Source organism: Bradyrhizobium lablabi (genome assembly GCF_018131005.1).
GTDB lineage: Bacteria > Pseudomonadota > Alphaproteobacteria > Rhizobiales > Xanthobacteraceae > Bradyrhizobium > Bradyrhizobium lablabi_D.
In genome coordinates this window covers 579,628-604,657 of sequence record NZ_JAFCJK010000003.1, presented here as the reverse complement: position 1 = coordinate 604,657, position 25,030 = coordinate 579,628, and the positions used below count along the sequence as shown (strand labels likewise).

The window sequence follows — 25,030 nt, the reverse complement described above, 5'->3', positions numbered from 1 at the left end:
TCGCCAATTTTCGTCAAACCAGGGGACGTCATCATGACGCGTTTGTTTCGACGCTGGATTTCTCGCGCGGTGCTGCCGGTCACCGACGCCGTAATTGCCGAGCAGCAGCAGGTCGCCGAGACTTTCTTCGCGTTGGGCCTGATACCCAAACAGATCAAGATTTCTGACGTCGCATGGAGGCCGGGAACGTGAGCACGCCTGATAACGCCAATATCCTCTGGTTTCTGCCGACCCATGGCGACGGCCGCTATCTGGGTACGTCGATCGGCGGCCGCGAGGTGAACTTCAACTATCTGCGCCAGATCGCGCAGGCGGTCGACCAACTCGGCTATTACGGCGTGCTGTTGCCGACGGGTCGAAGCTGCGAGGACTCCTGGGTGGCGGCCTCGGCCGTCGCGCCCTGGACCGAGCGCCTCCGTTACCTCGTAGCGGTCAGGCCGGGCCTGCAATCCCCTGCTGTCGCGGCGCGGATGACCGCGACGCTGGATCGATTGTCGAACGGTCGCCTGCTGATCAACGTCGTCACCGGCGGCGATCCCGTTGAGAACAAGGGTGACGGCATCTTCCTGCCCCACGACGAGCGCTACGCGGTGACGCGCGAGTTTCTCGACGTCTACAGCGATCTTCTTGCCGGCAAGACGGTCAATGCGGAAGGCAGGCACATCCGGATCGAGGATGGCCGCCTGCTGTTCCGGCCGGTGCAGTCGCCGCGCCCGCCGCTCTATTTCGGCGGATCGTCGGATGCCGGGATCGAGGTCGCCGTCGATACCGTCGACAAATACCTGACCTGGGGCGAGCCGCCGGAGCAGGTCGCCGAGAAGGTTGCGCGGGTGAAGGCGGCGGCTGCAAAGCGCGGCCGCGAGCTGTCGTTCGGCATTCGTCTGCATGTGATCGTGCGCGAGACCAACGCGGAGGCCTGGAGGGCCGCTGACGAACTGATCCAGTACGTCACGGACGACACTGTAGCCGCTGCGCAGAAGATATTTGCGCGAATGGATTCGGTCGGCCAGCAGCGCATGGCGGAGTTGCACGGCGGGCGCCGCGACAAGCTCGAGATCAGCCCCAATCTCTGGGCCGGCGTCGGGCTGGTGCGCGGTGGCGCCGGCACGGCGCTGGTCGGCGATCCCCAGACGGTCGCGTCGCGCATCCGAGAGTATCAGCAGATCGGGATCGATACCTTCATCATGTCCGGCTACCCGCATCTCGAGGAAGCCTATCGCTTTGCCGAGTTGGTGTTCCCTCTGCTGTCGCGGGCGCAGCCGAGTAACGTGACACCGATCCGCGTCAACACTGGGCCGTTCGGCGAGACTATCGGCAACGATTACCGCCCGCATAAACAAGCGTCCCAATCATGAGTCTCATCGACAGTTTTCCGCGCGTCCGCGCACCAAAACTGCCAAGGGTCGACGGCCTGATTCCCTGGATCGTACCGCTCGCCATCATCCTGGTGTGGCAGCTCGCCTGCGTCACCGGCTTCGTGCCCGCGCGGGTGCTGCCGGCGCCGAGCGATGTCGCGCTGGCCGGCTGGAAGCTGCTGCTCTCAGGCGAGCTCATCAAGAACATCTGGGTCAGCTTCTGGCGCGCCAGCATCGGCTTCCTGATTGGCGGCAGCATCGGCTTTGCGTTCGGCCTCGCCAATGGCTTGTCGCAGCTGTCCGCGAAGCTCACCGATACGACGCTGCAGATGGTCCGCAATATCCCGCATCTGGCGCTGATCCCGCTGGTCATCCTGTGGTTCGGCATCGATGAGTCGGCAAAGCTGTTCCTGGTCGCGCTCGGCGTGTTCTTCCCGATCTATCTCAACGCGCTGCACGGCATCCGCACCGTCGATCCGCAGCTGATCGAAATGGGTCGCATCTACGGCATGACCGACGGCGAACTGTTCCGCCGGGTGATCTTTCCGGGTGCGCTGCCGTCGATCTTCGCCGGCCTGCGCTTCGCGCTCGGCATCATGTGGCTGACGCTGATCGTGGCGGAAACCATCGCCGCCTCGTCCGGCCTCGGCTACATGGCGATGCAGGCGCGCGAATTCATGCTGATCGACGTCGTCGTGCTCTCGATCCTGATCTACGCAGTGCTGGGCAAGGTTGCCGACAGCGCTTCGCGGGCGCTCGAGCGGCTGACTCTGTCCTGGCACCCGGCCTTCCAGAAAAAGTGAGGACAAAAATGCAAGAGGCGCTTCGTTTCCAGTCTGTCGACGTCGAACCGGTCGACCGTGCCGGTATGCTGACGCAGGCGCGGCTGGTTCGGCGCGGTTCGGACAGCGCGGCGCGCGGGCTGTCTCTCACCATCCGCGACTTGCGCAAGGCTTTCGGCGATAACGAGGTGCTGCGCGGCGTCGACCTGCATATTCCGGCCGGTCAGTTCGTCGCGATCGTCGGCCGTAGCGGTTGCGGCAAGAGCACGCTGTTGCGCCTGATCGCGGGGCTCGAGGTGGCGACCGCAGGAAGCATTGCGTTCGGCGAAGAGACACGCGCGCAGGACGTCCGTGTCATGTTCCAGGAGCCGCGGTTGCTGCCCTGGGCGCGCGTGCTTGCCAATGTCGAGGTCGGACTCGGCCGCGAGCGCGCGTCGGCCGGTGCGCAGGCACGTGCCGAGCGTGCGCTGGTCGAGGTCGGCCTTGGCGACAAGCGCGGGCAATGGCCTTCGGTGCTCTCTGGCGGCCAGAAACAGCGGGTGGCGCTTGCGCGCGCGCTGGTCAGCCAGCCGCGCGTGCTGGCCTTCGACGAACCGCTCGGTGCACTCGATGCGCTGACGCGGATCTCGATGCAGCGGTTACTCGAACGGGTCTGGCGTGATCAGGGCTTCACCGCGATCCTCGTAACTCATGACGTTTCCGAGGCTGTCGCGCTCGCCGATCGGGTGCTGGTGATCGAGGACGGCCGCGTCGCGCAGGATGTCGTGGTCGACCAGCCGCGTCCGCGCCGGCGCGGTTCGGCTGAGCTCGCGGCACTGGAGGGCGAGATCTTGAGCCACCTGCTCGAAGGCAATGAAGACACACCCGGCTTGTGAGGCCGCCATGAGCGCAGTCATCCGCAATCTCTCCGTCGATCCCACCATATCAGCGTCCGAATTTCGCGCCGCCCCGCGCTTTGATGCTGGCGTGCCGGCTGATATTCTTGCGGGATGAAACGCATTGCTGTCTGGGCTTTCTACGGCATAGGCGCGCTCGCGGTCGCCTATCTGGCGCTGTATGCCTATGTGGCCATCACCGGGCGCGACATCACGCCCGGCGATCCCATTCGTATCTTCCGCAAGCCGGACGCGCCAAGCTATTCGCGGCGCGTCCCGCAAATGGCGACGCCTGTCGCGGGCATCATCCCGCGTTTGCCATCCGCTGATAGTCGGGAGAGCCGTTGCCGGCCGGCGTGATCGGGATGCCGCCATCAGCATACTCGTTCAGCTTGTTGCGCAGCGTGCGGATCGAGATGCCGAGGATATTGGCTGCGTGGGTGCGGTTGCCGAGGCAATGCTTCAGTGTTTCCAGGATCAAGTCCCGTTCGACGTCGGCGACGGTACGGCCGATGAGCGCGCGGGTGACCTGTTCGGCGGCGAGGGTTGCGTGCGCCACCGCGGGCGCGGTCTTGGCGAGGTCGAGGCGGTCGCCGTCGGGGGTCAGGATCGCCTCGGGGCCGATTTCGTCGCCCTGCGCCATCAGGACCGAGCGATGAATGGTATTCTCGAGCTCGCGGACGTTGCCCTTCCAGCGGTTGGAGGTCAGCACGCGCCGCGCCTCCGCGGAGATCGGGCGTAGCGGTACGCCGTTGGCTGCGGCATACTTCTTGGCGAAGTGTTGCGCCAGTTCGAGGATGTCGGCTGGGCGGTCTCGCAGCGGCGGGATCTTCAGGTTGACGACGTTGAGGCGAAACAGCAGGTCCTCGCGGAAGGTACCGTCGCGCACAGCGTCGTTCAGGTTGCGGTTGGAGGTCGCGATGATGCGGATGTCGACCGGCACCGGCTTGGTGCCGCCGACCCGATCGATCACGCGCTCCTGAATTGCGCGTAGCAGTTTGGATTGCAGACGTACCTCCATTTCGGAGATTTCGTCGAGCAGCAGCGTGCCGCCGGTGGCCTCCTCGAACTTGCCGATGCGGCGGGCGACGGCGCCCGTGAACGCGCCCTTCTCATGGCCAAACAGCTCGGATTCCAGGAGGTGCTCGGGGATCGCCGCGCAGTTGATCGAGATGAACGGCCGCTTGGCGCGGGCCGAGCGCGAATGGACGTAGCGCGCCAGCACTTCCTTGCCGGTACCGGACTCGCCGGTGATCATGACTGAGGCGTCGGAGCCTGCGATCTGCTGCGCGAGCTTGATCACCTTGCCCATGGCCTCGTCACGATAGACGAGATCTCGCGCGTCGTTGGCGACCGCGGCGAGCACGGCTGCGATCAATTCGGGATCGGGCGGCAGCGGGATGTATTCCTTGGCGCCGGCATGGATCGCGGCGACCGCGGCGCGCGCATCGTTGGAAATGCCGCAGGCGACGATCGGCACGTGGATATGCTCGGCCTCCAACCGCATCACGAGATCGCGGATGTCGAGGCCGACATCGACCAGCAGCAGGTCGGCGCCCTTGCCGCCGCGCAGCACGTTCATTGCCTGCTCGACGCCCTCGGCGTGGGTCACCGACGCGCCGTTGTCCATCGCGATCTTGGTCGCGGTCGTGAGCTGGCCCTTGAGGGTGCCAACGATGAGTAGCCGCATGGTGATCTCCGTTCGTCTGGCCGCGCCCTGCCAGCGCGGTCGCGTTAAAGATGTTAAGAGCGTTCCGCCTTGATGATTTCGGTCATGGTCACGCCGAGCTTGTCTTCCACCAGCACCACTTCGCCGCGCGCCACCAGGCGGTTGTTCACGTAGATGTCGATCGCCTCGCCGACGCGCCGGTCGAGCTCGAGCACTGTGCCGGGTCCGAGCTTCAGGAGATCGCCGACGTCCATCTTGGAGCGACCAAGCACGGCCGACACCTGCACCGGCACGTCGAACACGGCTTCGAGATCGGCGGCGATGCGCGAGGCGTTTTCATCTTCGTTGTACCCGATATCGTCGATCCCCGGCGCGTCTGCCGAGTTGAGATCGGGAAGCGGGACGTGTGCGTCGTTGTCGCTCATGGCTCAGTCCTTATCGCCGTCAGCCGGCCCGATCGCGGGACGCCAGATAGCGCCCGACAAGTTCGTTGATCTTGGCTTCGATCGCCGCGCGTTCCAGCACCACGCCGCCGTCGGCCCATTCGATCCGGCAGTCGCCGGTCGCGATGGTGGGCTCGGCCAGGATCACGAGCCGGCCCTGGAAGCCGCTATGCGCGGCCATCCGCTCGATGCTTTCGCGTGCGCCATCGTAGACCGCGTCGTTGATGCGGACTACGATATGCGGCGTTGAGACCAGGTGTGAGAAGCAGTCGCCGACCAGCGCGTTGATCTCGCCCAGGGGCTCGCGCGCGATCAATTCGGTGCAGAGCTTGCGGGCAACAGCGACCGCGACGTCGACGGCCTCCGTCTCCATCCGCGCCTCGATGCCGGAAAAGCGCGCCGCGATGCCCTTGATCGCGACCCCGATCTCCTCCAGCGCCAGGGCGGCCCGGCGGTCGCTCTCGACCTTGGCTTCTCGCTGCGCCGCGTCGTACCCCGCGCGATAGGCTCTGGCTTCGGCATCGGCGATCTTCTGAGCGATTTCGGCCGGCGTCGCAGCGCGCTCGCGCGAGCGGTCCGGCGCCGCGAAGTCCGTGTCGAACAGGAATTTTGCGGGCGCGGCCATCAGTACACCAGCTCGTCATCGGCACGGTTCTTCGTCAGCGTGATCTCGCCCTTGGCGGCAAGGTCCTTGGCGAGGTTGACGAGCAGCGCTTGTGCCTCGTCGACGTCGCGCAGCCGGACCGGTCCCATCGCCGCCATGTCGTCCATCAACATCTTGCCGGCCCGCGAGGACATGTTGCCGAGGAAGAAGGCGCGGACCTCCTCGTTGGCGCTCTTCAGCGCGACGCCAAGCTTGTCCTTGTCGATATTGCGCATCAGCGTCTGGGCCGAGCCGGCATCGAGCTTGATCAGGTCGTCGAAGGTGAACATCAGCGCCTTGATGCGCTCGGCGGATTCGCGGTTTTCCTCTTCCAGCGAGGTGATGAAGCGGGTTTCGGTCTGGCGGTCGAAATTGTTGAAGATTTCCGCCATCACCTCGTGGGCGTCGCGGCGGCGGGTCTGCGACAGGTTGGACATGAATTCGGTGCGCAGCGTCTGCTCGACGCGCTCGATGACTTCCTTCTGCACCGCTTCCATCTTGAGCATGCGGTTGACGACGTCGAGCGCGATATCCTCGGGCAGGATCGCGAGTACCCGCGCGGCGTGTTCCGGCTTCAGTTTCGACAGCACGACTGCGATTGTCTGGGGGTATTCGTTCTTGAGATAGTTCGCCAGCACCTCTTCCTGGACGTTGGAGAGCTTCTCCCACATGTTGCGGCCGGCCGGGCCGCGGATTTCGTCCATGATGCCGGAGACGCGCTCGGCCGGCAGGTATTGCTGCAACAGCCGCTCGGTGGCGTCGAAATTGCCCATCAAGGCGCCCGACGCCGACATGCGCGAGACGAATTCGAGCAGGAGGTCCTCGACCACTTCGGCCTCGACGGTACCGAGCGTCGACATCTGCATCGACAGGTCACGGACCTCGTCGTCGTCGAGCATCGACCAGATCTTGCCGCCATATTGTTCGCCGAGCGCCAGCATCAGAATCGCTGCCCGCTTGGGACCGCTCAACGGCTTGCCCCTTGGCCGGTTGCTCTGCCGGCTCGCCAGCGTCGACAGGACGCTGGTGACATCGTTGGCGTTCACGGTCTGCGGTACGGCCATATCAGCTCTCGACGGGCTCGCTCAGCCATTGACGGACAATGGAGACGGTTTCGTTCGGATTGCGTTCGGCCAGTTCACCGACCCGGTGCACGGCCTGGGCGTGGACCTGGCCCTGAATCTGGGCGACGTCGATTCTTTGTGCCGCGCCGGTGCCGGCGGGCAGCAGCGCCTGGCCCGATCCGCCGACGCCGTCACCGGCCTGTGCGCCGGCTTCGGCCAGCGCGGGCACCGTGGCACCGCTCAGCGCGGGAATGACATCGGATGCGACGATGCGCTTGACCAGCGGGCGGATCACCATGAACAGCACGACCAGTCCGAGTAGCATCATCACGCAGAGCTCGATGACGTACATGACGTCGTCCTTGGTGAATTGCAGGATGCCGAGCAGGCCGGTCGGCTCGGCGAGCGGCGCGACGGCCGGCGGCTCGGCAAAACGGAGATTGACGACCTCGACCTGGTCGCCACGCTTCTGATCGAAACCGATCGCCGAGCGCACCAATGCGGCGATGCGGTCAAGCTGCTCCTGGCTGCGATCCTGATAGACCATCTCGCCCTTTTCGTTCTTGGCGTAGCTACCGTCGACCAGCACGGCGACCGAGATCCGGTTGACGCGGCCGATCTCGGTGACCTCGGTCTTTGTAGTGCGGGAAATCTCGTAGTTGTTGGTTTCCTCGCTCTTCTTGCTCTGGTCCCTGGCGCGGGAGGCGTTGTCCTGGTTCTGGTTGCCCGGCAGTTCGTTGTTGACCGTGACCTGGCCGCTGTTGTCGGAGGTGACGCTCGATTCCTCTCGGGTCTGGCTCGAGCGCAGCACGCGGCCTTCGGGATCGAACTTGTCCGAGGTCTGGGTGATCTTGTTGTAGTCGAAATCTGCCGAGAGCTGGACGCGGGCGCGGCCAGCGCCGACCACGGAGGAGACGATGTCTTCGACCTGTTTGCGCATCCGCTTCTCGAAGGCGGCGCGGCGCTCGTCGCCGATGGCGCTTTCGGCATCGGTGGTGGCGCCGTCGGCCAGCAACTGGCCGGCTTCGTCGACGATCGAGACGCGCTGCGGCTTCAGCCCGTTCACGGCGGAGGCGACCACATGACGGATGGCGCGGATCTGCTGCGGTTCCAGCGCCCCGCGCACCCGAACCACGATCGAGGCCGACGGCTCCGGGGTCTCGCGTGAAAACAGCGGCTTCTCCGGCAGCACGAGGTGGACGCGAGCGGCCTGGACGCGGTCGATGGCGCGGATGGTCCGGGCGAGTTCGCCCTCCAGCGCGCGCAGATGATTGATGTTCTGGACGAAACTCGTGGTGCCGAGCGCGTCCGACTTGTCGAAGATCTCGTAGCCGACGCCGCCGCCCTTGGGCATTCCGCCTTCCGCGAGCTTCATGCGCAGCCGCGTCACCTTGTCCTTCGGCACCATGATCACGGCGCCGTCATTGCGCAGCTCAAACGGTATCGCCTGGCGCTCCAGCTCCTTGATAATGGCCGACGAATCTTCGGTCGACAGGTCGGTGAAGAGGGTAGTCATCTGCGGTGTGGTGACGCGCATGATGACGAAGGCAAAGAACCCGATCAGGGCCACGGTGACCGCTACCATTGCCGTAAGGCGGGCCGCACCAAGACCCTTCAGGAAAGCAACCAGACTTTGCACCAACGGCCCCCAGGGATTCGGCCCCAATGGGTCCGACTGGGCAATTATTGCCTAGGGTATGGTTTCCATCTGGTTAACGATGGTTAAGGTCCGCGGCGAAATGCGGACATGAAAAAAACCGGCTTCGCGAAACGAGGCCGGTTTTTGTCAAATGCCGCGGATTTGGCCTGAACCTATTGTCGATACTGCTGGATGCGGGTGGTGCGCAGCCCGGCGAGACCATGCTGGTCGATCGAGAATTGCCAGGAGAGGAATTCATCAACGGTCAGGGTGTAGCGGCTGCAGGCTTCCTCGAGGGAAAGCAGGCCGCCACGGACCGCGGCTACGACTTCGGCCTTGCGGCGGATCACCCAACGCTTGGTGCCGGGCGCCGGCAAGTCTGCGATGGTCAACGGGCTGCCGTCAGGCCCGATGACGTACTTCACCCTCGGGCGATGGGGTTCTGTCATGGCGTACTCACATACTCTCAACCACTGAACTCACGCTGGAAAGCTACGCCCCTCGGCTTAAAATTTGCCTAAGCCCAAGCGTTCAATACGAGTCTCGTTGGAACGGCCGGGAACAGGACAAAATTCAGCTGGCGCCGCACCTCTGGAAGAGAGCCCTCGACTGAGGGCGACCTGCCATCCGCGGCGTTGTCTGCGTGGGGCAGGCCCCGTACATGCGGTCGCTGATTTCGTCACTGCTCCATCCGATCTCATTCGCGGCGCACCGCTACCGCTCGCCAACGGTTCGCTTCACGAGAGGTTGCTCTCCGCGTTGCGCGGCGGCGAGCCTGATCCGCGTGCGTGCACCACTGCAACGAAGGCCCAAAAATCGAGCATGGATTAATCCAATATTGAGATCAATGATATCATAGAATATCGTTTCTATTATCAATGATGGCCTCCTACCTTCGCTTCAGGTCACCGAGCGAATGAGGTTCATCATGGTCCAGAGTTCACAAGTCACGGCCGATCGCGGTGCGCGGTTGACGCGCGCAAAAGGCATCTGCGGTGCGAGCGGAAAGATCTGCCCTTTCGGGCGCACGACGCAATTGCTCGAAGCGATCATCGCACCCGGCGATCGCGTGGCGCTCGAAGGCGACAATCAGAAGCACGCGGACTTTCTTGCAGCGAGCCTTGCGAGCATGGATCCTGCGCGCGTCCATGATCTGCACATGGTGCAATCGGTTCTGGCGCTTCCCGACCATCTCGCCGTGTTCGAGCGCGGCATCGCAAATCGACTGGACTTTGCTTTCGCCGGCCCGCAGAGCCGACGGCTTGCCGAACTCGTCGCCTCGAAGACGGTGAGGATCGGCGCGATCCACACCTATCTCGAGCTTTACGCGCGCATGCTGGTGGACCTGACGCCGCATGTTGCGCTCATCGTCGCCGACAAGGCCGACCGCAACGGCAACCTCTACACCGGTCCGAATACCGAGGACACACCCACCATCGCCGAGGCGACCGCGTTCCGCGGTGGAATCGTCGTGGCGCAGGTCAATGAGATCGTCGATCGTCTACCGCGCGTCGACATCCCCGGCGACTGGGTCGATTTCGTGGTGCCTGGTCCGAAGCCGTATTCGATCGATCCGCTGTTCACGCGCGATCCCGCCAAAATCAGGGATGAGAATGTCCTAATGGCCATGATGGCGATATCAGCGGTGTACGAACCCTATCAGGTGGCTCGCCTCAATCACGGGATCGGCTACGCCACGGCCGCGATAGAATTGATCCTGCCGACCTTCGCGGCGCGGCGCGGGCTGAAGGGCAAGGTCGCGCGCAATTTCGTGCTCAATCCTCATCCGACGCTGATCCCTGCGATCGAAGCAGGCTTCGTCGAGAACGTCTATTGCTTCGGCTCCGAACCGGGCATGGAGCGCTACGTCGCGAACCGCGCCCACGTGTTTCCGATCGGCGCAGACGGTAGTCTGCGCTCGAACCGGACGCTCGCCCAGATCGCGGGACAATATGCCTGCGACCTCTTCATCGGCGGCACATTGCAGATCGACGCGCAGGGCAACAGCTCCACGGCGACGAGGGGGCGGATCACCGGTTTCGGCGGAGCGCCGAATATGGGCGCGGACGCGCGTGGCCGGCGCCACGACACTCCGGCCTGGTTGCGTGCCGGCGAGGAAGCGGGCGAGACCCTGCGCGGCCGCAAGCTCGTGGTGCAGATGGTGCAAACCCATCAACCGAACGGCGCGCCGAGCTTTGTCGAGCGCCTTGACGCGTTTGACCTTGCAAGATCGGCCGGCTTCGCATTGCCTCCGGTGATGATCCATGGCGATGACGTGACCCACGTCATCACTGAGCGCGGCGTCTGCAACCTGTTGCGGTGCCGCTCGGCGCAGGAGCGCGAGGCCGCACTACGCGCGGTTGCCGGCGATACCGAATTCGGCAGGCGCCAAAATGCCGACGCAACCGACAGCCTGCGCCGCCACGGCATCGTGATGTTTCCTTCCGATCTCGGCATCGAGACCGGAACGGCGAGCCGTGACTGGCTCGCCGCCAAAAGCATCGATGACCTGGTCGCCTCGTCCGGCGGGCTCTATGAGCCGCCGGCAAGGTTCCTCGCCGGCACTCGCGCCTGAAAGGAGGCCACAATGATCCGAACGGAGCAACTCTCGAGCAGCGCCCCGACGCCGCTCGACCGCGCCATGCAACTTGCCGCCGCCTTGCTGTCAGAGCGTGGCGAAGCATCGGGCGCGCTGATTGCGCGACAGCTCAATCAAACGATGCACATACTCGATGCCGACGGTCGGCATGGCTTTCAACGCTATCTGGCAGCCGCCTTTCAACCCGACGAGACAGTGCTGCGCGACGCGGCGAAGCGCTATCTCGCGGGCAGCACGGCGGAAGCCGCGGCTGCGCTCGCGCGGGCCGCCGATCCACCCCGGCAGGAAGTGCTGCGTCGAATGAACATGGCGCCCGGCGGCACGGCCGCGCTGATCGCGATGCGCAGCGAAATCGCCGCGCACCTGAACTCCGAACCGAACCTGAAGCTGCTCGATGCCGATCTCAAGCATCTGTTTGCCTCGTGGTTCAACCGCGGATTTCTGGAACTTCGCCGCATCGACTGGCAATCGCCGGCCGCTGTGCTCGAGAAACTGATCGCCTATGAGGCGGTGCACGAGATCAAGGGCTGGGATGATCTGCGACGTCGCCTCGCGCCCGACCGGCGCTGCTTCGCTTTCTTCCATCCCGCGCTTCCGGGCGAACCTCTGATCTTTGTCGAGGTCGCGCTGGTGGAGGGGCTGGCCACCGCCGTGCCTCCGCTGTTGTTGCGGGATTCGGATGAGGACGCAGCGCGGGCGACGGCCGTGCGTGCCGACACCGCGATCTTCTATTCGATCTCCAATTGTCAGGATGGACTTCGCGGCGTTTCGTTCGGCAATTTCCTGATCAAGCAAGTGGTCGAGGAACTGCAGATGGAATTTCCGCAGCTCGAACGTTTCTCCACCCTGTCGCCGGTGCCGGGCTTCCGGCGCTGGCTCAGCCAACGGCCTGGGTCCGACCGCGATGACGACGCGATGCTGCGGGAGCTTGGCAACGAAGGCTGGTGGCACGACCAGACGAAGAGCGAGCAACTGCGTCCGGTCTTGATGAGGCTATGCGCGCGATATCTCACGCTTTCGCCACTGCAGGGACGCCGCATCGACCCGGTAGCGCGCTTTCACCTGGGCAACGGCGCCCGCCTGGAGCGGATTAATTGGCTCGGCAATACGGCCGACCGTGCGATCCGGGAATCCTTCGGCATCATGGTCAACTATCTTTACGACCGCGACAGCATCGAAAGCAACCACGAGGCCTTCGTGCGCGAGGGAGAGATCGTGCGTTCACCACAGGTGGACGCGCTGCTTCGGACATCCAGCTCACTGCACAACGATGGAGCGACATCATGATGATGGACAGGCGTACTTTCTCAACCGCATTGCTTGCCGGCGCGGCAGCCTCGCTGATCTCGGCTCGGGGCATGGCCGCAAATCCGGCTCCGATCAAGGCTCGCAACGTCGTGCTCGTGCACGGCTTGTTTGCCGATGGATCCTGCTGGTCTGAGGTCATTCCACGATTGCAGGCGGCCGGGCTCAACGTCACGTCCGTGCAGAATCCGCTGACCACCCTGCCGGAAGCCGTCGCCTCCGCCCAGCGCGTGCTCGATCGCCAGGATGGCCCGACTGTTCTGGTCGGCCATTCGTTCTCCGGAATGATCGTCACCGAGGCCGGCGTGCATCCGAATGTGTCCGCGCTGGTCTACGTGGCCGCGCGCGCACCGGATGCGGGAGAGGATTACACTGCTTTGGCGAAGACCTACCCGACGCCACCGGCCAGCGCAGGCATCGTATTCGACGGCGACGAAGGACGACTTTCCGAGCAGGCCTTCCTGCACGATTTCGCGGGCGACTTGCCGGAAGCAAAGGCGAGAGTGCTCTACGCGGTCCAGCAGCCCTTCCACAAGGCTCTGCTGGCGGGCAAGACCAGCCACGCAGCATGGCGAACCAAACCCAGCTACTACGCGGTCTCGACGGAAGACCGCACGATCAATCCGGATCTCGAACGCTTTATGGCCAAACGAATGGGTGCCAAGACGATCGAGGTGAAGGCGAGCCATCTCGCGCTGATTTCGCGCCCCGACGAGATTGCACAGTTGATCCTCGAAGCCGCGGGGCAGCAGGCCTGATCAGCCGCCGCGGGCCGCTCCACGCAGGCCGCCCGCGGCGAGGACGCAGGCTTAGCTGCTACTGCTGCTGCCGCTACTGTTGCTACTGTTGCTGCTACCGCCACTGCCGTTGCTGCCGCTGCCGTCGCTGCTGCCGATGGATGGACGGACCACGCGCTTGATCTGATCGGTCGTGTAGGTCTGTCCTCCGATCGAGAGCAGGGGCGGGGAGGAGGTCAGGTCGACAGAATCGACCACACCCTGAACCTCCGTCGAGATCGAGACATCCTTGCCGTTGGAGTCCTTGCCAGTCGCGGTGAGGGTATAGGTGCCGGGGGGCCACTGGGTGCCGTCGTTGCCCTTGCCGTCCCAGACAAAGCTGGCATTGCCCTGATTGAGTGTGAATTTGCCGGAATAAGCGGTCTGGCCGGTCGAACTCGTGATCGTGATCGTGGCGTCGGTGCCCTGATCCGCTCTCAGGTTCCAGGTCGCGGACTGGTCGAACTGGGCCTTGCTGCCGTCGACCGATACCGTACTGCCGACATAGATCAGCGCCTGCGTCGACTGCGCGCTCTTTTCGATGTTGATCAGCGACGTCAACTGGTCGTTCGACTTGAGCTGCTGCTCGACACCGGCGAATTGCACGAGTTGCTGGGTGAACTGGTTGGTGTCGAGTGGATCGAGCGGGTTCTGGTTCTGTAGCTGCGTCGTCAGCAGCGTCAGGAAGGTCTGGAAATTATCGGCGATGCCCGGCGTCGAGGACGACGAGGTGCCGTTGCTCGAGCTCGTTCCGCCGGTCCCGGGCGCCGAAACCACCGGCGATGGCATGGTTGCATCGACTGACATCGTGGACTCCCTAGACTCTGATATCGACGCCGCTGGTCGCACCGGCCATACGCCCATAGGAGCGGCCAGCAATGGCGGCAGGAATGGTTTCTTCTTCGCTGACGATCAGGCGATGGGCATTTGGATTGGACTGGCCGTTGCTGTTTTGACCCGACTGCGACTGGTCGCGCAGGCTGAACTGCAGCCCACCATTGCCGGTCGAGAGGCCGGCATTGTCGAGCGCGCGCTGCAATTGGTTGGCGTCCTGGCGCAACATTGACAGCGTTTCCGGTCGCTCGACCGTGAGATGAGAGGTGACCTGGCCGTTACGGTCGACGTCGATGCGCACGTCGATGCGGCCAAGCTCGGCCGGATCGAGCCTGATCTCGAAACGGCTCTTGCCGCTCTTCACCGAAGCCGCGATCTCCACTGCAAGCCCGCTCAGCGGTACCGCGGTGTTTTGCGTCGCAGCGGTCGCGGTCAGTTGGGCTGTCGCGGGCGTGGCCGGCACTTGCAGCGGGATCGCGTTGGCTGACGATGCGCCAGTGTCGGCTGCGTTGACCGGCGTCTGCGGAACGGCGGTTGAATGTCCGGTGACCGTGGCCGTCAGCGTGGCATTGCCTGACACGTCGGCCTTGAAGGCATCGATCACGCCGTCTTCGGCCTTCGTCTTGCCCGCGACGGCGGCTGGCTGGTTGACACCGGGAATAATGGTCGTCGGTGTATCAGAGGTACTGGTCGTGGCGGATCCGGATCCGCCTTCCTGATCGGTCGCCGCGACGGCCAAAGGGGTGGCAGCCTGCGGCTTGACCGCGGGCTTCCCCGTTGCGGCAAGCGTAATGCCCGCGGTCGCGGTGCCTGTCGTGGTCGCGGACGTTGCCTGGGCCGTGGCTGTATCCGCGGCGGTCACGATCGGCGCTTCTGTCTTCACGCCGACCGCCTTGGCGACGCTCGCGGCATTTGCTGCCGCCGCTGTGGCTGTGGCGGCGTCAGTTGTACCGGCCTGTCCGCCCGTGCCGGCGATCGCCGCGCTTGCGGCGATGGCCGCGGCCGCGATCGCCAGCGGAGCCGCAGCATTGCCGGATGCGGCTGCCGGGACGACGGCATCGGCGGACGGCGCAGCCGCGAGGGGAATCGCGTTGGCGACGACTGGCGTCACATTGGAGACGTCTTGCCCGACATCGGCCTGGCCGGTGGTGATCGTATCATCTTCGGTGTCTGCCTTAGCGTCCGACTTGCCGTTCGACTTCGCGTCATCGGACTTCGATCTTGATTTCGCCGGGCGCGCATCGTGGCCGACCTTGCTGTCATCTTGCGTCTCGTCCGCTCTGTCGGAATTGCGCGTGGTCCGGTCGGGCGCCGTGGCGCTGTCGCGCGCCGGAGCGTCCGTCGCCTGGGAGGAATCGTCGGCCCGGCGGGGGGGAGCAGGCTGCGGATTCGCGAGGTCGGGGGCACGATCGTCGTTGTTGCGGGCGGCCGTACTGCTGTCGAGCAGTGCCGCAAAGCCGTCGTTGCCCCGCGGCGGCGCGGAATCGGGACGCGCCGACCACTGGGTCGAGCCCTGGAAAGACAGATTTGCCAATGCTTCCGACGTGACGCTAACCACAGCCGACCCTCGCAGTGAAACTTCCGTCGATCATCGAGCAAGGACCGGGCCAGCGCGGGTCATCAGGATATTTTCAAGCTATTTCAATTGGTTCCATGAAGATCCGCCATTTCGTCCACCCGGGCCGTTGGGCATTTTCGTTACTGTCCAGCGGCAAGATTTGCCGTCCGTGCACGCCAGCCTGCGGCTTTCCCATGATTGTCTCCCCCCAACCGCGCTTATATTAAGGAGGGCTTCCGAGGCATCCCGAACCGGGCAGCCTGGCCTGGATGTATTCCAAGGCCTTGTGAACAAAAAGCTTTTCAAAACCCGTCGCGGAGCCCATGAAGCTCCTCGCGACAATGATCGATGACCGCTGCGATGCTCAACAATCTGGATCTCGAAGGCCGTCCTGAAGACACACGGATCGTGGTCGCCATGTCCGGCGGCGTCGACTCCTCGGTGACGGCCGCGCTGTTGAAGTCGCAAGGCTACGACGTGGTCGGGATCACCTTGCAGCTGTACGACCATGGCGCCGCGACCCATCGCAGGGGCGCCTGCTGTGCCGGCCGCGATATTCACGACGCGCGCAACGTCGCCGAGCGGATCGGCATCCCGCACTACGTTCTTGACTATGAGAGCCGCTTCAAGGAGCAGGTGATCGATAATTTCGCCGACAGCTACGCGCTCGGCGAAACTCCTGTGCCTTGCATCGAATGCAACCGTTCGGTCAAGTTTCGCGACCTGCTTGCGACCGCGCGCGAACTCGGCGCGCAGGCGCTCGCCACCGGCCACTACGTCGCCTCGCGCCGCCTCGCCGGTGGATCGCGCGCGCTGGTCTGCGCGGCGGATGCGGATCGCGATCAGAGCTACTTCCTGTTCGCGACCACGCGCGAGCAGCTCGACTTCCTGCGCTTCCCTCTCGGCGACCTGACCAAGCCGCAGACCCGGGAACTCGCCCGGCGCTTCGGGCTCGAGGTCGCGGACAAGCAGGACAGCCAGGACATCTGCTTCGTACCGACCGGCCGCTACACCGACATTATCAGCCGCCTGAAGCCGAATGCGATTGCGCCCGGCGACATCGTCGATCTCGACGGTAGTGTCATTGGCCGACACCAGGGCATCGTTCATTTCACCGTCGGGCAGCGCAAGGGGCTCGGCATTGCCTCGGGCAGTCCGCTCTATGTTGTGAAGCTCGATGCCGCGACCCGCCGCGTCGTGGTCGGACCGCGCGAGGCCCTTCGGATGGACCGCATTGCGCTCCGTGACGTCAACTGGATCGGTGACGGTGCGCTCGATCACGTGATCGGCGACGGCATCGAAATGTATGTCCGCGTGCGCTCGACGCGCGCGCCGCAACCAGCCTGGCTGCGTGCCGTCGATGGCGGCTACGAAATCGAACTCGTCGCCGGAGAGGAGGGCGTGTCGCCCGGGCAGGCCTGCGTATTCTATGACGCGCCGGCGGGGCAGGCGCGCGTGCTCGGCGGCGGGTTCATCAGGAGCGCGACCGCAAGCCGCGCGCGGGCCGGAATTGCGCCGCTCGCAGCAGAGGTGGTCCGCGGATAAGGATTTCGGGGCGGGAAATGACGGGGGACATCGACCGCGACGGGGTCGAAAAGGCGTATGGGCGCTGGGCGCCGATCTACGATCTGGTGTTCGGCAAGGTCTTCGATCAGGGCCGTCAGTCCACGATCGTGGAAGCCGATCGGATCGGCGGCCGCGTGCTCGATGTCGGCGTCGGCACCGGATTGTCGCTGTCGGATTATTCACGCACGACCAAGCTCTGCGGAGTCGATATTTCCGAGCCGATGCTGCGTCGGGCGCAGCAGCGCGTGCGCGCTCTGGGCCTGACCAACGTCGAGACGCTCGCGGTAATGGACGCCAAGAACCTCGCATTCCCGGATTCGTTTTTCGATGCGGTGGTGGCGCAATATGTCATCACCGCGGTGCCGGACCCCGAGGCGACGCTCGACGATTTCATCCGCGTGCTGAAGCCCGGCGGCGAACTCATCCTGGTCAATCACATCGGCGCCGAAAGCGGGCCGCGCAGGATATTCGAACTCGCCTTCGCGCCGCTGGCGCGACGGCTCGGCTGGCGGCCGGAATTCCCGTGGGTCCGGCTGACAGATTGGGCGGCCCGGCACGGCGGGGTCAGCCTCGCGGAACGGCGGCCGATGCCGCCGATGGGACATTTTTCGCTGATCCGATTTCGCAAATCGTGAAGTTGCGATGATTCTGATGCGGAACAACGGCGCGGAAGCGCCGTTTCCTCTCCATGCGGATCACTCAGTCACTCCTTTTGTCATGTGCGCTGATGGCGCCCGCCATGGCGTCGGCGCAAGCGCCACCCACGCCGGCGACGCCGCCGGCCCAGACCGCGCCGCCGTCGCCGACGCGCGCGGCCAACTGCGCTCCGATGCAGCAGCAGCCACCCCACCCGGGTGCGGCCGCTCCGGAGGGAACCACCACCGGCCAGCGCACCGAACCGCTCGGCGAGAAGCTCGCAAAATCTGACGGTGTGCTGTGCCCGCCCGCGGGCGTCGATCCCGAGATGCGGGCGCCGACGCCGGGAGGTGGCAATACCCCGGTGATTCCGCCGCCCGGCAGCCCCGGCGGCGACCCCTCGGTCAGGCCGAAATAGCGCCAGCGTACAATGAGTTGCTGGCAAGGCCCGGCTTGCTTGACAGGCGCGCGGCCCACTCTTTATATGCCGCGCGTTCGGACCCGCGGCTTGACGCGGACGACAGCGACACCGTGGCGGGGTAGCTCAGCTGGTTAGAGCACGGGAATCATAATCCTGGGGTCGGGGGTTCGAGTCCCTCCCCCGCTACCAGCAAAATCAAGGTCTTACGGAGTTTTACGGCGTTTAACCTGCTCAGAAAACTGACCGGGGCAGACCTAGGGCAGACGAGACGTTACCGTCTGTCGTCCTGCGAATCGCGCGCTGTCACGCCGCCGACCGCGAGCAGACCCACCTTGATCACGTCCAGCAGCCCGCCGCGCATCGCCGCGTTGAGGTTCGCCAGATTGCACATCGTCACGTAAGGTACCGCGTCCAGCGTCGCCGCGATCCGCTGAAGCCCGCGACGTTGAGCGTCGGCGCATAGGCTCCCAGGATTAACGACCGTTGTGGTGATCGCGTCGCGCAGTCGCTCGATGAAGCAGTCGGCGCGAGCGATCTGTGCCGCAACCTCGTCGTCGGTCATCTCGACATCGGTCATCATGCGTCGCCATCCGGTGGCGGCTCGCCGCGCTCGTCGGCCAGTTTGGAGCGGGCTTCGGAGATCTCGACACGCAAATCGTATACGGCCTTGTCGATAGCGCGACGCACGGCCAGATCGCGACCGCCGCACTGGGCCGACAGACCACTCAAGCCGGTCAAGAACAACCCGACCAGTTGCTCCATATTGCTGGTCGCTTCATCGACCGGGATTAGGTGCCGCTGCTTCTCGGCAATGCGGAGCCGGATCGGTTCGGACTTCGCCCTCTGAAGATCGGCGTTTGCCTCACTGCGTGGCGATTGCCGCCGCTCGCGCCGCAAGTATCGCAGGTACGCAACGCGGCTCTGGTCGAGCGGGAAGCCGTCACCTTGCCGCTGGATCACGCCTTCGGCTTCGAGCTTGCCGAGGTAGGCCCTGCTGCAATCGAGGTGCAGCGCCAGTGCCGACGCGCTGACGGTGGCGGGCCCATTGGCGAGGTGCGGGCCATCAACGGCAGCGGTCTCGGGCATTGTGTTTGTTCCTGTTGCGTTGCGGCAGAATTATCTCACTTCCGCTTTCGGCGGCATTGAGGACGGAGCCGCATGTCCTGCTGCCTCAGCCCGGTCCCACCCGCACGAGCTTCCTCAACCTTTGTGACCGCATGCTCGACGCCGGTATCGATTTCGAGGCTGGCATCGTCCTGCGGGGCTCGTCTTGGGCCCCGCAGGTTGAACGAGGATCAAATGCGAGAACATGATCTATAGGCAAGGTGCAAGCGGACCCTGCGCCTATACTCCGATGGGTTTCGCACCGTACTTTTGATCGTAGGTGCTTGGCTGGCGCATATGTCAGGCGGGCTTTCGCACTGCCGTCCCTTGATTGTTATCGATTATGAACCGCCAGCGCCCATCCGCGCCGCGGCGCACGATATCGCACGCCGTGCCTTTGAGGTGCACCTCCTTGCCGTCGCGACCCGTGCCATCGATCCACCAGTCATACACGAGCTGGGCGATATCGTCGGCGACGAACACATGGCGCACCTTAGTCACGAGCGGCACGCCGGGCTCGACAAAGCGCTCGAGTCGGACGGTGATGTCTGCGTGACCAGTGACGGTTCGCCCGTCATCCTCGACGAACACGCACTTCGGGTCGAACATTTCAATCAACGCGCTGACCTTGCCGGAGTTGAGTCGCTCGATCAGCGACGGGACAACGCCTTCGGGTTCAGTAGGGAGTGGAAAGGACTCAGACATCATTGATCTCCTGTTCGTGCTGGTTGAAACGGTTTGGCGGGCGCTTCGATCGCGCCACCATGTAAGAAAGGTGCAAGCGGACCTGCGGCCTATACTCCGATGGGTTTCATTCCGTACTTTTGATAGTAGGTGCTCGTCTGGCGCATATGTCAGGCGGGCTTTCGCACTGCCGTCCCTTGATTGTTATCGATTATGAACCGCCAGAATCCGTCCGCACCGCGGCGCACGACATCGCATGCCGTTCCTCCGAGGAGCACGTCCTTGCCGTCGGGCCCTGTGCCATCAATTGACCAGTCCACCACGAGCTGGGCGATCTCGTTGCCGGCGAACACATGGCGCACTACGGTCTTCACTGGCAGGCCGAGCATGACATCGCGCTCGAGTTTGGCGGCGATCTCTGCGTGACCAGTGATGGTTCGCCCGTCATTCTCGACGAACACGGACTTCGGTTCGAACAAGGCCATTACCTCGCTGAGCCTCCCGGATTTAAACCGCTCAATCAGCGACGGGACAACGTCTTCGGGCTTAGTAGGGAGTGGAAAGGACTCAGACATCATTGATCTCCTACTCGTGCTGGTTCAACCGTTTGGCGGGCGCTTCGATCGCGCCACCACCACACAGTACGATCGGCGATGCAGACTTCGAGACTGGATCAGATCAATAAGATGTCCAAAAGGATCAATCTGACACTTATAGGTCTCGGACCACGCCCGATTGCTCGCCATTGTGCGCCAGTCGGCGCCATTCCCCTGGCGTCATCCCCATCCTTTCGGCAAACGCACGCCGGAATGCCGAAACAGATTGGTACCCGACTGTCTCGGCCACAGCCTCGGTGCTGATCGCTGGCTTTTTCAACTCGTTGGCCGCCAGACTCATGCGGAGATCGGTCAACAGGTCGAGGGCGGAGCAACCTAGCCTGTCTTGAAAGTGCCTCATGAACGTTGCGCGTGACATGCCGCACAAGTCCGCCAGATCAGGCAGTTTCCAAGACCGCGTCGGATCGGCGAACATCGCCGCAATTGATGGAGCCAGCCGCGGATGGCCGGCCACGGCCAACAAGCCTTCGGGTGGTCTGTCGCCTTCGCTTGCCGCGCGTAATACCAACGTGAATAGGACCGAAGAAAGTGCGTTGAGAATGGCACGTCCTCCGGCTCTGTCACCCGAGGACTCCATTCGCATCAGACTCACCAGGCTGGCGAGTTGGTTGGAGGCGGAGTCGATTCCGTCTTCTCCATGACGATTCATACCCCGCGTCACCAGATCCGCGGGCATGTAGTTGCGGATCAGCCGATCATGTGGTGGCGCGATGAAAAATCGCCCACACATTAGATCGAGTTTCTCGCCCTCGCCCTCGTTCTCGCTCAGCACCCATCCGGCAGATCCCCGGTGTTCCTGGGTACGGATAGGTGTTTGCCCACTACCGTCGTGCAGCACATTCGCCGCACCGTGAGGTAGCAGCACGATATCTCCGCTCACCAGCTCTCGTGCTGTTCGCGTCTCTGGGTACTCGATAATGGCGCGGCCCTTGACTATGACGTGGTAGGGAATTTCGTTCGCGGCGGCTTGGCTCCAGGTAATGCGCCACGGCGCACCATAGGCGCAGCGAGCCTCGAGCTGGCCGGTTATGGTGACGATTTGTAGGAGATGGCTTAGCCAGTCGACTTGGGACATCTAGCCTTGGCACTGATCGAACGAATTATTTTTCAGGTCCGGCGCGGAAGCCTCGGGGAGACCCGCCAGCGGACCTGCGTAAGCGTATTTTGTACGGCCGCGTCAGTAACGCGAGGTACCCATAGAATAAGCCAGCAAGCCCGACGTGGTAAGCCGCGTTGATGGCATCGATTCAATAACCGATGGTCATTAGAAATCGAGTTTCGCGTTTCTATTTTCGTCTCGTCTGCCAAAGAAATTCGGAAGATTGGACTATTGTGAAATACACAACGAGATTATTTGCCGAATTTCTTGCGCTTACCTTCGTTGGAGGAATTGGGCTTGCGGTCGATGCCACTGGCATATCTCTTATCCTGTTTCCTGAGATTGCCGCTCTAGCGTATGATGTATTCACGCGCCCCCGCGGAAAATGGGCAAGCCAACCAATCAGACTGATTGCTACCCCTACGATCACCGCGATCTTAGGGGTGATGATTACCCGACACTGGGAATACAGCGCCCTCGCGGTAACTGTTGTTGCCCTCCTGAGCCTACTCGCTATTGAACTGCTCCGATCGAACATCGGAGCGGCGATCTCTGCGGGTGTGCTTCCAATGACCCTCGGCGTGATGAGTTGGGTGTATCCCGCCGCCATTCTGGCGGGACTCGCAGTACTCGCCATTGCGTTGACGCTCTGGAAGCGCCTTGATCCCCATCGTTACCTATCTGAGGGGAGCAAAGAGAGCCGGATTATAGAGACCGCCGAAACTCCGCCGAGAGGTCGGTTCTGGATCTTCGCACTGACGGCCTTCGTCTTCGCGCTGGGAGCGGTGGCTCAAACAACGGGATTGCGCTTCCTGTTATTCCCTCCGCTGATCGTCGTAGCCTATGAATTATTTGGTCACCCGGACCTTCCTGGCTGGATGTCACGGCCAGTATTGTTTCCCCTCGTATGTTTCCTGACCGCGTCCGTCGGCTTACTCTTGAGCACGAGCTTCCACACCGAATTTTTGGGCGTGACGGTTACCATGCTTTGCTCGATTGCTATTTTACGGGTGTTTAAAGTCCATATGCCGCCAGCCCTCGCCGTTGGTTTGATACCGTTCGTCATCGTCCATCCCACCTTTTGGTATCCGATCTCGGTGTTCTTGGGCGCCGCCGCGCTCATCACGTCCACCAGAGCATACAGCTTTATTACTCATCAGTCGGCGACATAGGCGACACTCGGCGTTTTGACTGGATGGGCCGGGCCGCAGCCTTGCGCCTCGATCTTGTCCTGCAACCGGTCTCCGGTAATCCGCAGCGCGCCCACATTCTCGGCGCGCAGTCACCCCTTACTTCCTCTGGCGCAGTTGCCACGTCGCTTATTGGCCCATCGCGTCATTTCGCGGCAATGCAACACTTCGGTCGCACTCGGCGCGAAGCGGACATCAGTTGACAGTCAAGACCCGCTGACTCGGTCGAAAATGACCCATTCCGGACTTCAGGCCCAAGAACGCCTTTCGGAACGGCAGGCTACCGTTCACGACGCCGGGGTTGCGAGGACGAGTGTAATCTTGCGTTTACACTCTCACCCTACAGGCAGGATGCATTGAAGGACTGTACCCGGGGCGGCAGTACGAGAGGCCCATATTCGTCCTCCATGAGCTTCGACGATCGATCGGCAGATCGATAGTCCCATGCCCATGCCACCGGGCTTGGTGGTGTAGAATGCGTCGAACAGGCGGGCAACACTCTCCGGATTCAGTCCCGGGCCCGAATCCCGCACGGCGACAAGCACCCCGCCCGATGCATCTTTCTCGGTGCTGATTAGCAACTCTCGCGCCCCTTCACTGACCGCGCTCATCGCTTCGACGGCGTTGATGATCAAGTTGAGGATCACTTGTTGCAGTTGGACTCGATCTCCTTGAATGAGCGGCAAGCCCTCCGCGAGTTGTGTCTGCACCGAGACGCCGTTCTTTAAAATTTCGCCACGGGTCAGGACAATGACCTCAAGGATTGCTCCGTTGATCTCCAAGGCACCCTTCCGTGGGGGCGCCTTCTTGATTAGGCCGCGCATCCCCTCGATGACGTCGATGGTTCGGTTGCCTGCCCTGACCGTGGCACCGAGCGCCTCCCGGGCCTCCTCCAGATTTGGCGGCTGGGCGTTTAGAAAGCGCAAGGCAACTTGGGCATTGGTAACTGTCGTCGCGATTGGCTGAGTGACTTCATGGGCAATCGAGGCCGACAGCTCTCCCATCGTTGCGACGCGATTGACGTGCGCGAGCTGCGTCTGCGCCTCACGCAACGCTTCCGACGCTAACATCAGCTGGTTGGTCCGCTCTACGACACGTTGTTCGAGTTCCTCATTGAGCTCCTTGATTTCGGCCTTGGCTCGCTTGAGCGCGGCGGTTTCGACAATGTCCCAATTCCCGTGTCGCCTTGCGAGGACAAACTGGTGTGTACGCACCACATCCAGGATTTCATGAGCTCCGCACGTCGCAAGCGGGTACGTGCACAGCAGGGCAAGGCTCTGATTGCCGATAACCTCGTTGAGACCATCTTCATAGTCGCAAAAGTGTCTCCAGAAGTCCTTCTTTGCTAACCAGGTGGTATCCGCGGTCGCTCTCATGCCGGCGTACCCTCTGGCCGATACGCGAGCGAACTTCTCATGCAAAGCGTCTGTCACTCTCTTGCCATCAAACGTCCCGCCCTGGAGAAACCAATCGCTTGCCGACCCAATTTCCATCATGGAGTCCGCCAGGTGTCGATCCAGGTCAGGCACCGCGGCTTTCAAAGCAGCTGTGGCTTCTTCGACCGTAAAAGGCGCGGCAACAACCCACAGGCAGTACTCCTCCCTTCCCAAACCCGACTTGAAGTATTCGATCAACGTGTCGAGGAGATCCTCTCTCGTCTCATAGAAGAGGCAAAAGTGGGCACCCCAGGCCACCATGTCGCCAACGACGTCGATACCGGTCTTCCGCATCTCTGTTGTCATTGGGGTCACCTCCAATTTCCAACGTTCCTGTTGCGCAGAACCAAAGTTCTACTGCGGCCGCAGCAGCAGTAGCGATTGGCGTTTTGATCATAATGGTGCTCTAGGGTCAGTATCGAATTTCGACCTTAGCGATCAGGAAGGATACGCAGACTTCTTGTGGTCGGCTATGAATTTCCTCCTCGCGATCGAAAGCGCCAGCTGAGGCACGTCAGTGATGCTGACAGTTGATCCATCGTCTGAGACGCATCGGGCGTTACCACAGGGCGCATTCTCGTCGGCTAAAGTCGTGGGTTGCTCATCGCTGTATCCACCAATAATCGATTAGGACGACACGGCCCTTCGCGACATTTCGCTGCGCTGCGGACCTTGGTCGCTATCGGGGCATAGCGGACCTTCGCCATTCGCCTGCAACTGCAACCACGGATTTTC

General features: G+C 63.0%; 26 protein-coding genes and 1 tRNA gene. 13 read left to right on the top strand and 14 right to left on the bottom strand.

The features are described 5' to 3' along the window. Positions 1–33: 33 nt before the first annotated feature. From JQ553_RS12800 to JQ553_RS12780, 5 genes are all read left to right on the top strand, one after another. A complete protein-coding gene (locus JQ553_RS12800; protein ID WP_249144188.1) occupies positions 34–192 on the top strand; it encodes a hypothetical protein in 159 nt (52 codons plus the stop codon). Beyond that, on the top strand, positions 174–1,355 hold the full coding sequence (gene ssuD / locus JQ553_RS12795; RefSeq protein WP_212500288.1) for an FMNH2-dependent alkanesulfonate monooxygenase: 1,182 nt from the start codon (positions 174–176) through the stop codon (positions 1,353–1,355). The genes JQ553_RS12800 and ssuD overlap by 19 nt, the downstream gene beginning before the upstream one ends. Next, positions 1,352–2,158 carry an ABC transporter permease subunit gene (locus JQ553_RS12790; protein WP_212500287.1) on the top strand — a complete coding sequence of 269 codons (807 nt, stop codon included), beginning with the start codon at positions 1,352–1,354 and terminating at the stop codon, positions 2,156–2,158. The genes ssuD and JQ553_RS12790 overlap by 4 nt, the downstream gene beginning before the upstream one ends. Positions 2,159–2,166: 8 nt before the next feature. Beyond that, positions 2,167–3,012 carry an ATP-binding cassette domain-containing protein gene (locus tag JQ553_RS12785; RefSeq protein WP_212500286.1) on the top strand — a complete coding sequence of 282 codons (846 nt, stop codon included), beginning with the start codon at positions 2,167–2,169 and terminating at the stop codon, positions 3,010–3,012. A 114-nt stretch (positions 3,013–3,126) separates the two neighbouring features. Next, positions 3,127–3,372, top strand: a complete 246-nt coding sequence (locus JQ553_RS12780) for a hypothetical protein (protein ID WP_212500393.1) — start codon at positions 3,127–3,129, stop codon at positions 3,370–3,372. Here JQ553_RS12780 and JQ553_RS12775 read toward each other — a convergent pair. The 6 genes from JQ553_RS12775 to JQ553_RS12750 form a co-directional block, all read right to left on the bottom strand. Further along, positions 3,317–4,702, bottom strand: a complete 1,386-nt coding sequence (locus JQ553_RS12775) for a sigma-54-dependent Fis family transcriptional regulator (protein ID WP_212500285.1) — start codon at positions 4,700–4,702, stop codon at positions 3,317–3,319. The genes JQ553_RS12780 and JQ553_RS12775 overlap by 56 nt on opposite strands. 53 nt (positions 4,703–4,755) lie before the next feature. Beyond that, positions 4,756–5,106, bottom strand: coding sequence for a flagellar motor switch protein FliN (gene fliN, locus JQ553_RS12770; RefSeq protein ID WP_212500284.1), 351 nt, complete (start codon positions 5,104–5,106; stop codon positions 4,756–4,758). 19 nt (positions 5,107–5,125) lie between these two features. Next, the gene (locus tag JQ553_RS12765) at positions 5,126–5,749 is read right to left on the bottom strand and encodes a FliH/SctL family protein (protein WP_212500283.1); all 624 of its coding nucleotides are present in this window, start codon (positions 5,747–5,749) and stop codon (positions 5,126–5,128) included. Next, positions 5,749–6,831, bottom strand: a complete 1,083-nt coding sequence (gene fliG, locus JQ553_RS12760) for a flagellar motor switch protein FliG (RefSeq protein ID WP_212500282.1) — start codon at positions 6,829–6,831, stop codon at positions 5,749–5,751. Before fliG ends, JQ553_RS12765 begins: the two co-directional genes overlap by 1 nt. Position 6,832: 1 nt before the next feature. Then, positions 6,833–8,470, bottom strand: a complete 1,638-nt coding sequence (gene fliF, locus JQ553_RS12755; protein WP_212500281.1) for a flagellar basal-body MS-ring/collar protein FliF — start codon at positions 8,468–8,470, stop codon at positions 6,833–6,835. Positions 8,471–8,643: 173 nt separating this feature from the next. Further along, positions 8,644–8,919, bottom strand: a complete 276-nt coding sequence (locus tag JQ553_RS12750) for a DUF1153 domain-containing protein (RefSeq protein ID WP_002714638.1) — start codon at positions 8,917–8,919, stop codon at positions 8,644–8,646. 479 nt (positions 8,920–9,398) lie between these two features. On the opposite strand from JQ553_RS12750, the gene mdcA reads away from it, so the two are divergent. From mdcA to JQ553_RS12735, 3 genes are read left to right on the top strand one after another with little or no spacing between them, the layout of a single operon-like run. Further along, complete coding sequence (gene mdcA / locus JQ553_RS12745; protein ID WP_249144187.1) at positions 9,399–11,045, top strand: malonate decarboxylase subunit alpha; 1,647 nt, start codon at positions 9,399–9,401, stop codon at positions 11,043–11,045. A 12-nt stretch (positions 11,046–11,057) separates the two neighbouring features. Beyond that, positions 11,058–12,356: a malonyl-CoA decarboxylase gene (locus JQ553_RS12740; RefSeq protein ID WP_249144186.1), complete on the top strand. Its 1,299-nt coding sequence runs from the start codon at positions 11,058–11,060 to the stop codon at positions 12,354–12,356. Continuing rightward, entirely contained in the window at positions 12,353–13,132 is a 780-nt protein-coding gene (locus JQ553_RS12735; RefSeq protein ID WP_212500279.1) for an alpha/beta fold hydrolase, read from the top strand. The genes JQ553_RS12740 and JQ553_RS12735 overlap by 4 nt, the downstream gene beginning before the upstream one ends. Before the next feature lie 51 nt (positions 13,133–13,183). Here the strand turns inward: JQ553_RS12735 and JQ553_RS12730 are convergent, their stop codons facing one another. Together JQ553_RS12730 and JQ553_RS35080 are read right to left on the bottom strand one after the other, a co-directional pair. Then, a complete protein-coding gene (locus JQ553_RS12730) occupies positions 13,184–13,957 on the bottom strand; it encodes a flagellar hook assembly protein FlgD (RefSeq protein ID WP_212500278.1) in 774 nt (257 codons plus the stop codon). 10 nt (positions 13,958–13,967) lie between these two features. After that, positions 13,968–15,542 carry a flagellar hook-length control protein FliK gene (locus JQ553_RS35080; protein WP_212500277.1) on the bottom strand — a complete coding sequence of 525 codons (1,575 nt, stop codon included), beginning with the start codon at positions 15,540–15,542 and terminating at the stop codon, positions 13,968–13,970. A gap of 360 nt (positions 15,543–15,902) precedes the next feature. On the opposite strand from JQ553_RS35080, the gene mnmA reads away from it, so the two are divergent. The 4 genes from mnmA to JQ553_RS12705 all read left to right on the top strand — a co-directional run bounded on the left by mnmA (position 15,903) and on the right by JQ553_RS12705 (position 18,354). Next, a complete protein-coding gene (mnmA, locus tag JQ553_RS12720; protein WP_212500386.1) occupies positions 15,903–17,087 on the top strand; it encodes a tRNA 2-thiouridine(34) synthase MnmA in 1,185 nt (394 codons plus the stop codon). Between the two features lie 17 nt (positions 17,088–17,104). Beyond that, a complete protein-coding gene (locus JQ553_RS12715; protein WP_212500276.1) occupies positions 17,105–17,743 on the top strand; it encodes a class I SAM-dependent methyltransferase in 639 nt (212 codons plus the stop codon). A gap of 53 nt (positions 17,744–17,796) precedes the next feature. Then, positions 17,797–18,162, top strand: a complete 366-nt coding sequence (locus JQ553_RS12710) for a hypothetical protein (protein WP_212500275.1) — start codon at positions 17,797–17,799, stop codon at positions 18,160–18,162. Between the two features lie 115 nt (positions 18,163–18,277). Next, positions 18,278–18,354 (top strand) — tRNA-Met (locus tag JQ553_RS12705). Between the two features lie 82 nt (positions 18,355–18,436). On the opposite strand, the gene JQ553_RS12700 is transcribed toward JQ553_RS12705, so the two are convergent. The 5 genes from JQ553_RS12700 to JQ553_RS12680 all read right to left on the bottom strand — a co-directional run bounded on the left by JQ553_RS12700 (position 18,437) and on the right by JQ553_RS12680 (position 21,645). Further along, the gene (locus JQ553_RS12700) at positions 18,437–18,742 is read right to left on the bottom strand and encodes a hypothetical protein (protein WP_212500274.1); all 306 of its coding nucleotides are present in this window, start codon (positions 18,740–18,742) and stop codon (positions 18,437–18,439) included. After that, positions 18,742–19,251: a hypothetical protein gene (locus tag JQ553_RS12695; protein WP_212500273.1), complete on the bottom strand. Its 510-nt coding sequence runs from the start codon at positions 19,249–19,251 to the stop codon at positions 18,742–18,744. The genes JQ553_RS12700 and JQ553_RS12695 overlap by 1 nt, the downstream gene beginning before the upstream one ends. Before the next feature lie 318 nt (positions 19,252–19,569). Continuing rightward, positions 19,570–19,974 carry a nuclear transport factor 2 family protein gene (locus tag JQ553_RS12690; RefSeq protein ID WP_212500272.1) on the bottom strand — a complete coding sequence of 135 codons (405 nt, stop codon included), beginning with the start codon at positions 19,972–19,974 and terminating at the stop codon, positions 19,570–19,572. A 149-nt stretch (positions 19,975–20,123) separates the two neighbouring features. Further along, positions 20,124–20,528 carry a nuclear transport factor 2 family protein gene (locus JQ553_RS12685; protein ID WP_283817248.1) on the bottom strand — a complete coding sequence of 135 codons (405 nt, stop codon included), beginning with the start codon at positions 20,526–20,528 and terminating at the stop codon, positions 20,124–20,126. A gap of 136 nt (positions 20,529–20,664) precedes the next feature. Then, positions 20,665–21,645, bottom strand: coding sequence for an AraC family transcriptional regulator (locus JQ553_RS12680; protein ID WP_212500270.1), 981 nt, complete (start codon positions 21,643–21,645; stop codon positions 20,665–20,667). 257 nt (positions 21,646–21,902) lie between these two features. Here JQ553_RS12680 and JQ553_RS12675 point away from each other — a divergent pair, with 257 nt between their 5' ends. After that, the gene (locus JQ553_RS12675) at positions 21,903–22,841 is read left to right on the top strand and encodes an HPP family protein (protein WP_212500269.1); all 939 of its coding nucleotides are present in this window, start codon (positions 21,903–21,905) and stop codon (positions 22,839–22,841) included. A gap of 353 nt (positions 22,842–23,194) precedes the next feature. On the opposite strand, the gene JQ553_RS35255 is transcribed toward JQ553_RS12675, so the two are convergent. Further along, on the bottom strand, positions 23,195–24,601 hold the full coding sequence (locus tag JQ553_RS35255) for an MEDS domain-containing protein (protein WP_212500268.1): 1,407 nt from the start codon (positions 24,599–24,601) through the stop codon (positions 23,195–23,197). Positions 24,602–25,030 lie beyond the last annotated feature (429 nt).

Coding starts and splice junctions, on each gene's coding strand:
- JQ553_RS12800 (WP_249144188.1), top strand. CDS start 34: ATGACGCGTTTGTTTCGACGCTGGATTTCTCGCGCGGTGCTGCCGGTC.
- ssuD (WP_212500288.1), top strand. CDS start 174: ATGGAGGCCGGGAACGTGAGCACGCCTGATAACGCCAATATCCTCTGG.
- JQ553_RS12790 (WP_212500287.1), top strand. CDS start 1,352: ATGAGTCTCATCGACAGTTTTCCGCGCGTCCGCGCACCAAAACTGCCA.
- JQ553_RS12785 (WP_212500286.1), top strand. CDS start 2,167: ATGCAAGAGGCGCTTCGTTTCCAGTCTGTCGACGTCGAACCGGTCGAC.
- JQ553_RS12780 (WP_212500393.1), top strand. CDS start 3,127: ATGAAACGCATTGCTGTCTGGGCTTTCTACGGCATAGGCGCGCTCGCG.
- JQ553_RS12775 (WP_212500285.1), bottom strand. CDS start 4,702: ATGCGGCTACTCATCGTTGGCACCCTCAAGGGCCAGCTCACGACCGCG.
- fliN (WP_212500284.1), bottom strand. CDS start 5,106: ATGAGCGACAACGACGCACACGTCCCGCTTCCCGATCTCAACTCGGCA.
- JQ553_RS12765 (WP_212500283.1), bottom strand. CDS start 5,749: ATGGCCGCGCCCGCAAAATTCCTGTTCGACACGGACTTCGCGGCGCCG.
- fliG (WP_212500282.1), bottom strand. CDS start 6,831: ATGGCCGTACCGCAGACCGTGAACGCCAACGATGTCACCAGCGTCCTG.
- JQ553_RS12750 (WP_002714638.1), bottom strand. CDS start 8,919: ATGACAGAACCCCATCGCCCGAGGGTGAAGTACGTCATCGGGCCTGAC.
- mdcA (WP_249144187.1), top strand. CDS start 9,399: ATGGTCCAGAGTTCACAAGTCACGGCCGATCGCGGTGCGCGGTTGACG.
- JQ553_RS12740 (WP_249144186.1), top strand. CDS start 11,058: ATGATCCGAACGGAGCAACTCTCGAGCAGCGCCCCGACGCCGCTCGAC.
- JQ553_RS12735 (WP_212500279.1), top strand. CDS start 12,353: ATGATGATGGACAGGCGTACTTTCTCAACCGCATTGCTTGCCGGCGCG.
- JQ553_RS12730 (WP_212500278.1), bottom strand. CDS start 13,957: ATGTCAGTCGATGCAACCATGCCATCGCCGGTGGTTTCGGCGCCCGGG.
- mnmA (WP_212500386.1), top strand. CDS start 15,903: ATGCTCAACAATCTGGATCTCGAAGGCCGTCCTGAAGACACACGGATC.
- JQ553_RS12715 (WP_212500276.1), top strand. CDS start 17,105: ATGACGGGGGACATCGACCGCGACGGGGTCGAAAAGGCGTATGGGCGC.
- JQ553_RS12710 (WP_212500275.1), top strand. CDS start 17,797: ATGCGGATCACTCAGTCACTCCTTTTGTCATGTGCGCTGATGGCGCCC.
- JQ553_RS12700 (WP_212500274.1), bottom strand. CDS start 18,742: ATGACCGATGTCGAGATGACCGACGACGAGGTTGCGGCACAGATCGCT.
- JQ553_RS12695 (WP_212500273.1), bottom strand. CDS start 19,251: ATGCCCGAGACCGCTGCCGTTGATGGCCCGCACCTCGCCAATGGGCCC.
- JQ553_RS12690 (WP_212500272.1), bottom strand. CDS start 19,974: ATGTCTGAGTCCTTTCCACTCCCTACTGAACCCGAAGGCGTTGTCCCG.
- JQ553_RS12685 (WP_283817248.1), bottom strand. CDS start 20,528: ATGTCTGAGTCCTTTCCACTCCCTACTAAGCCCGAAGACGTTGTCCCG.
- JQ553_RS12680 (WP_212500270.1), bottom strand. CDS start 21,645: ATGTCCCAAGTCGACTGGCTAAGCCATCTCCTACAAATCGTCACCATA.
- JQ553_RS35255 (WP_212500268.1), bottom strand. CDS start 24,601: ATGACAACAGAGATGCGGAAGACCGGTATCGACGTCGTTGGCGACATG.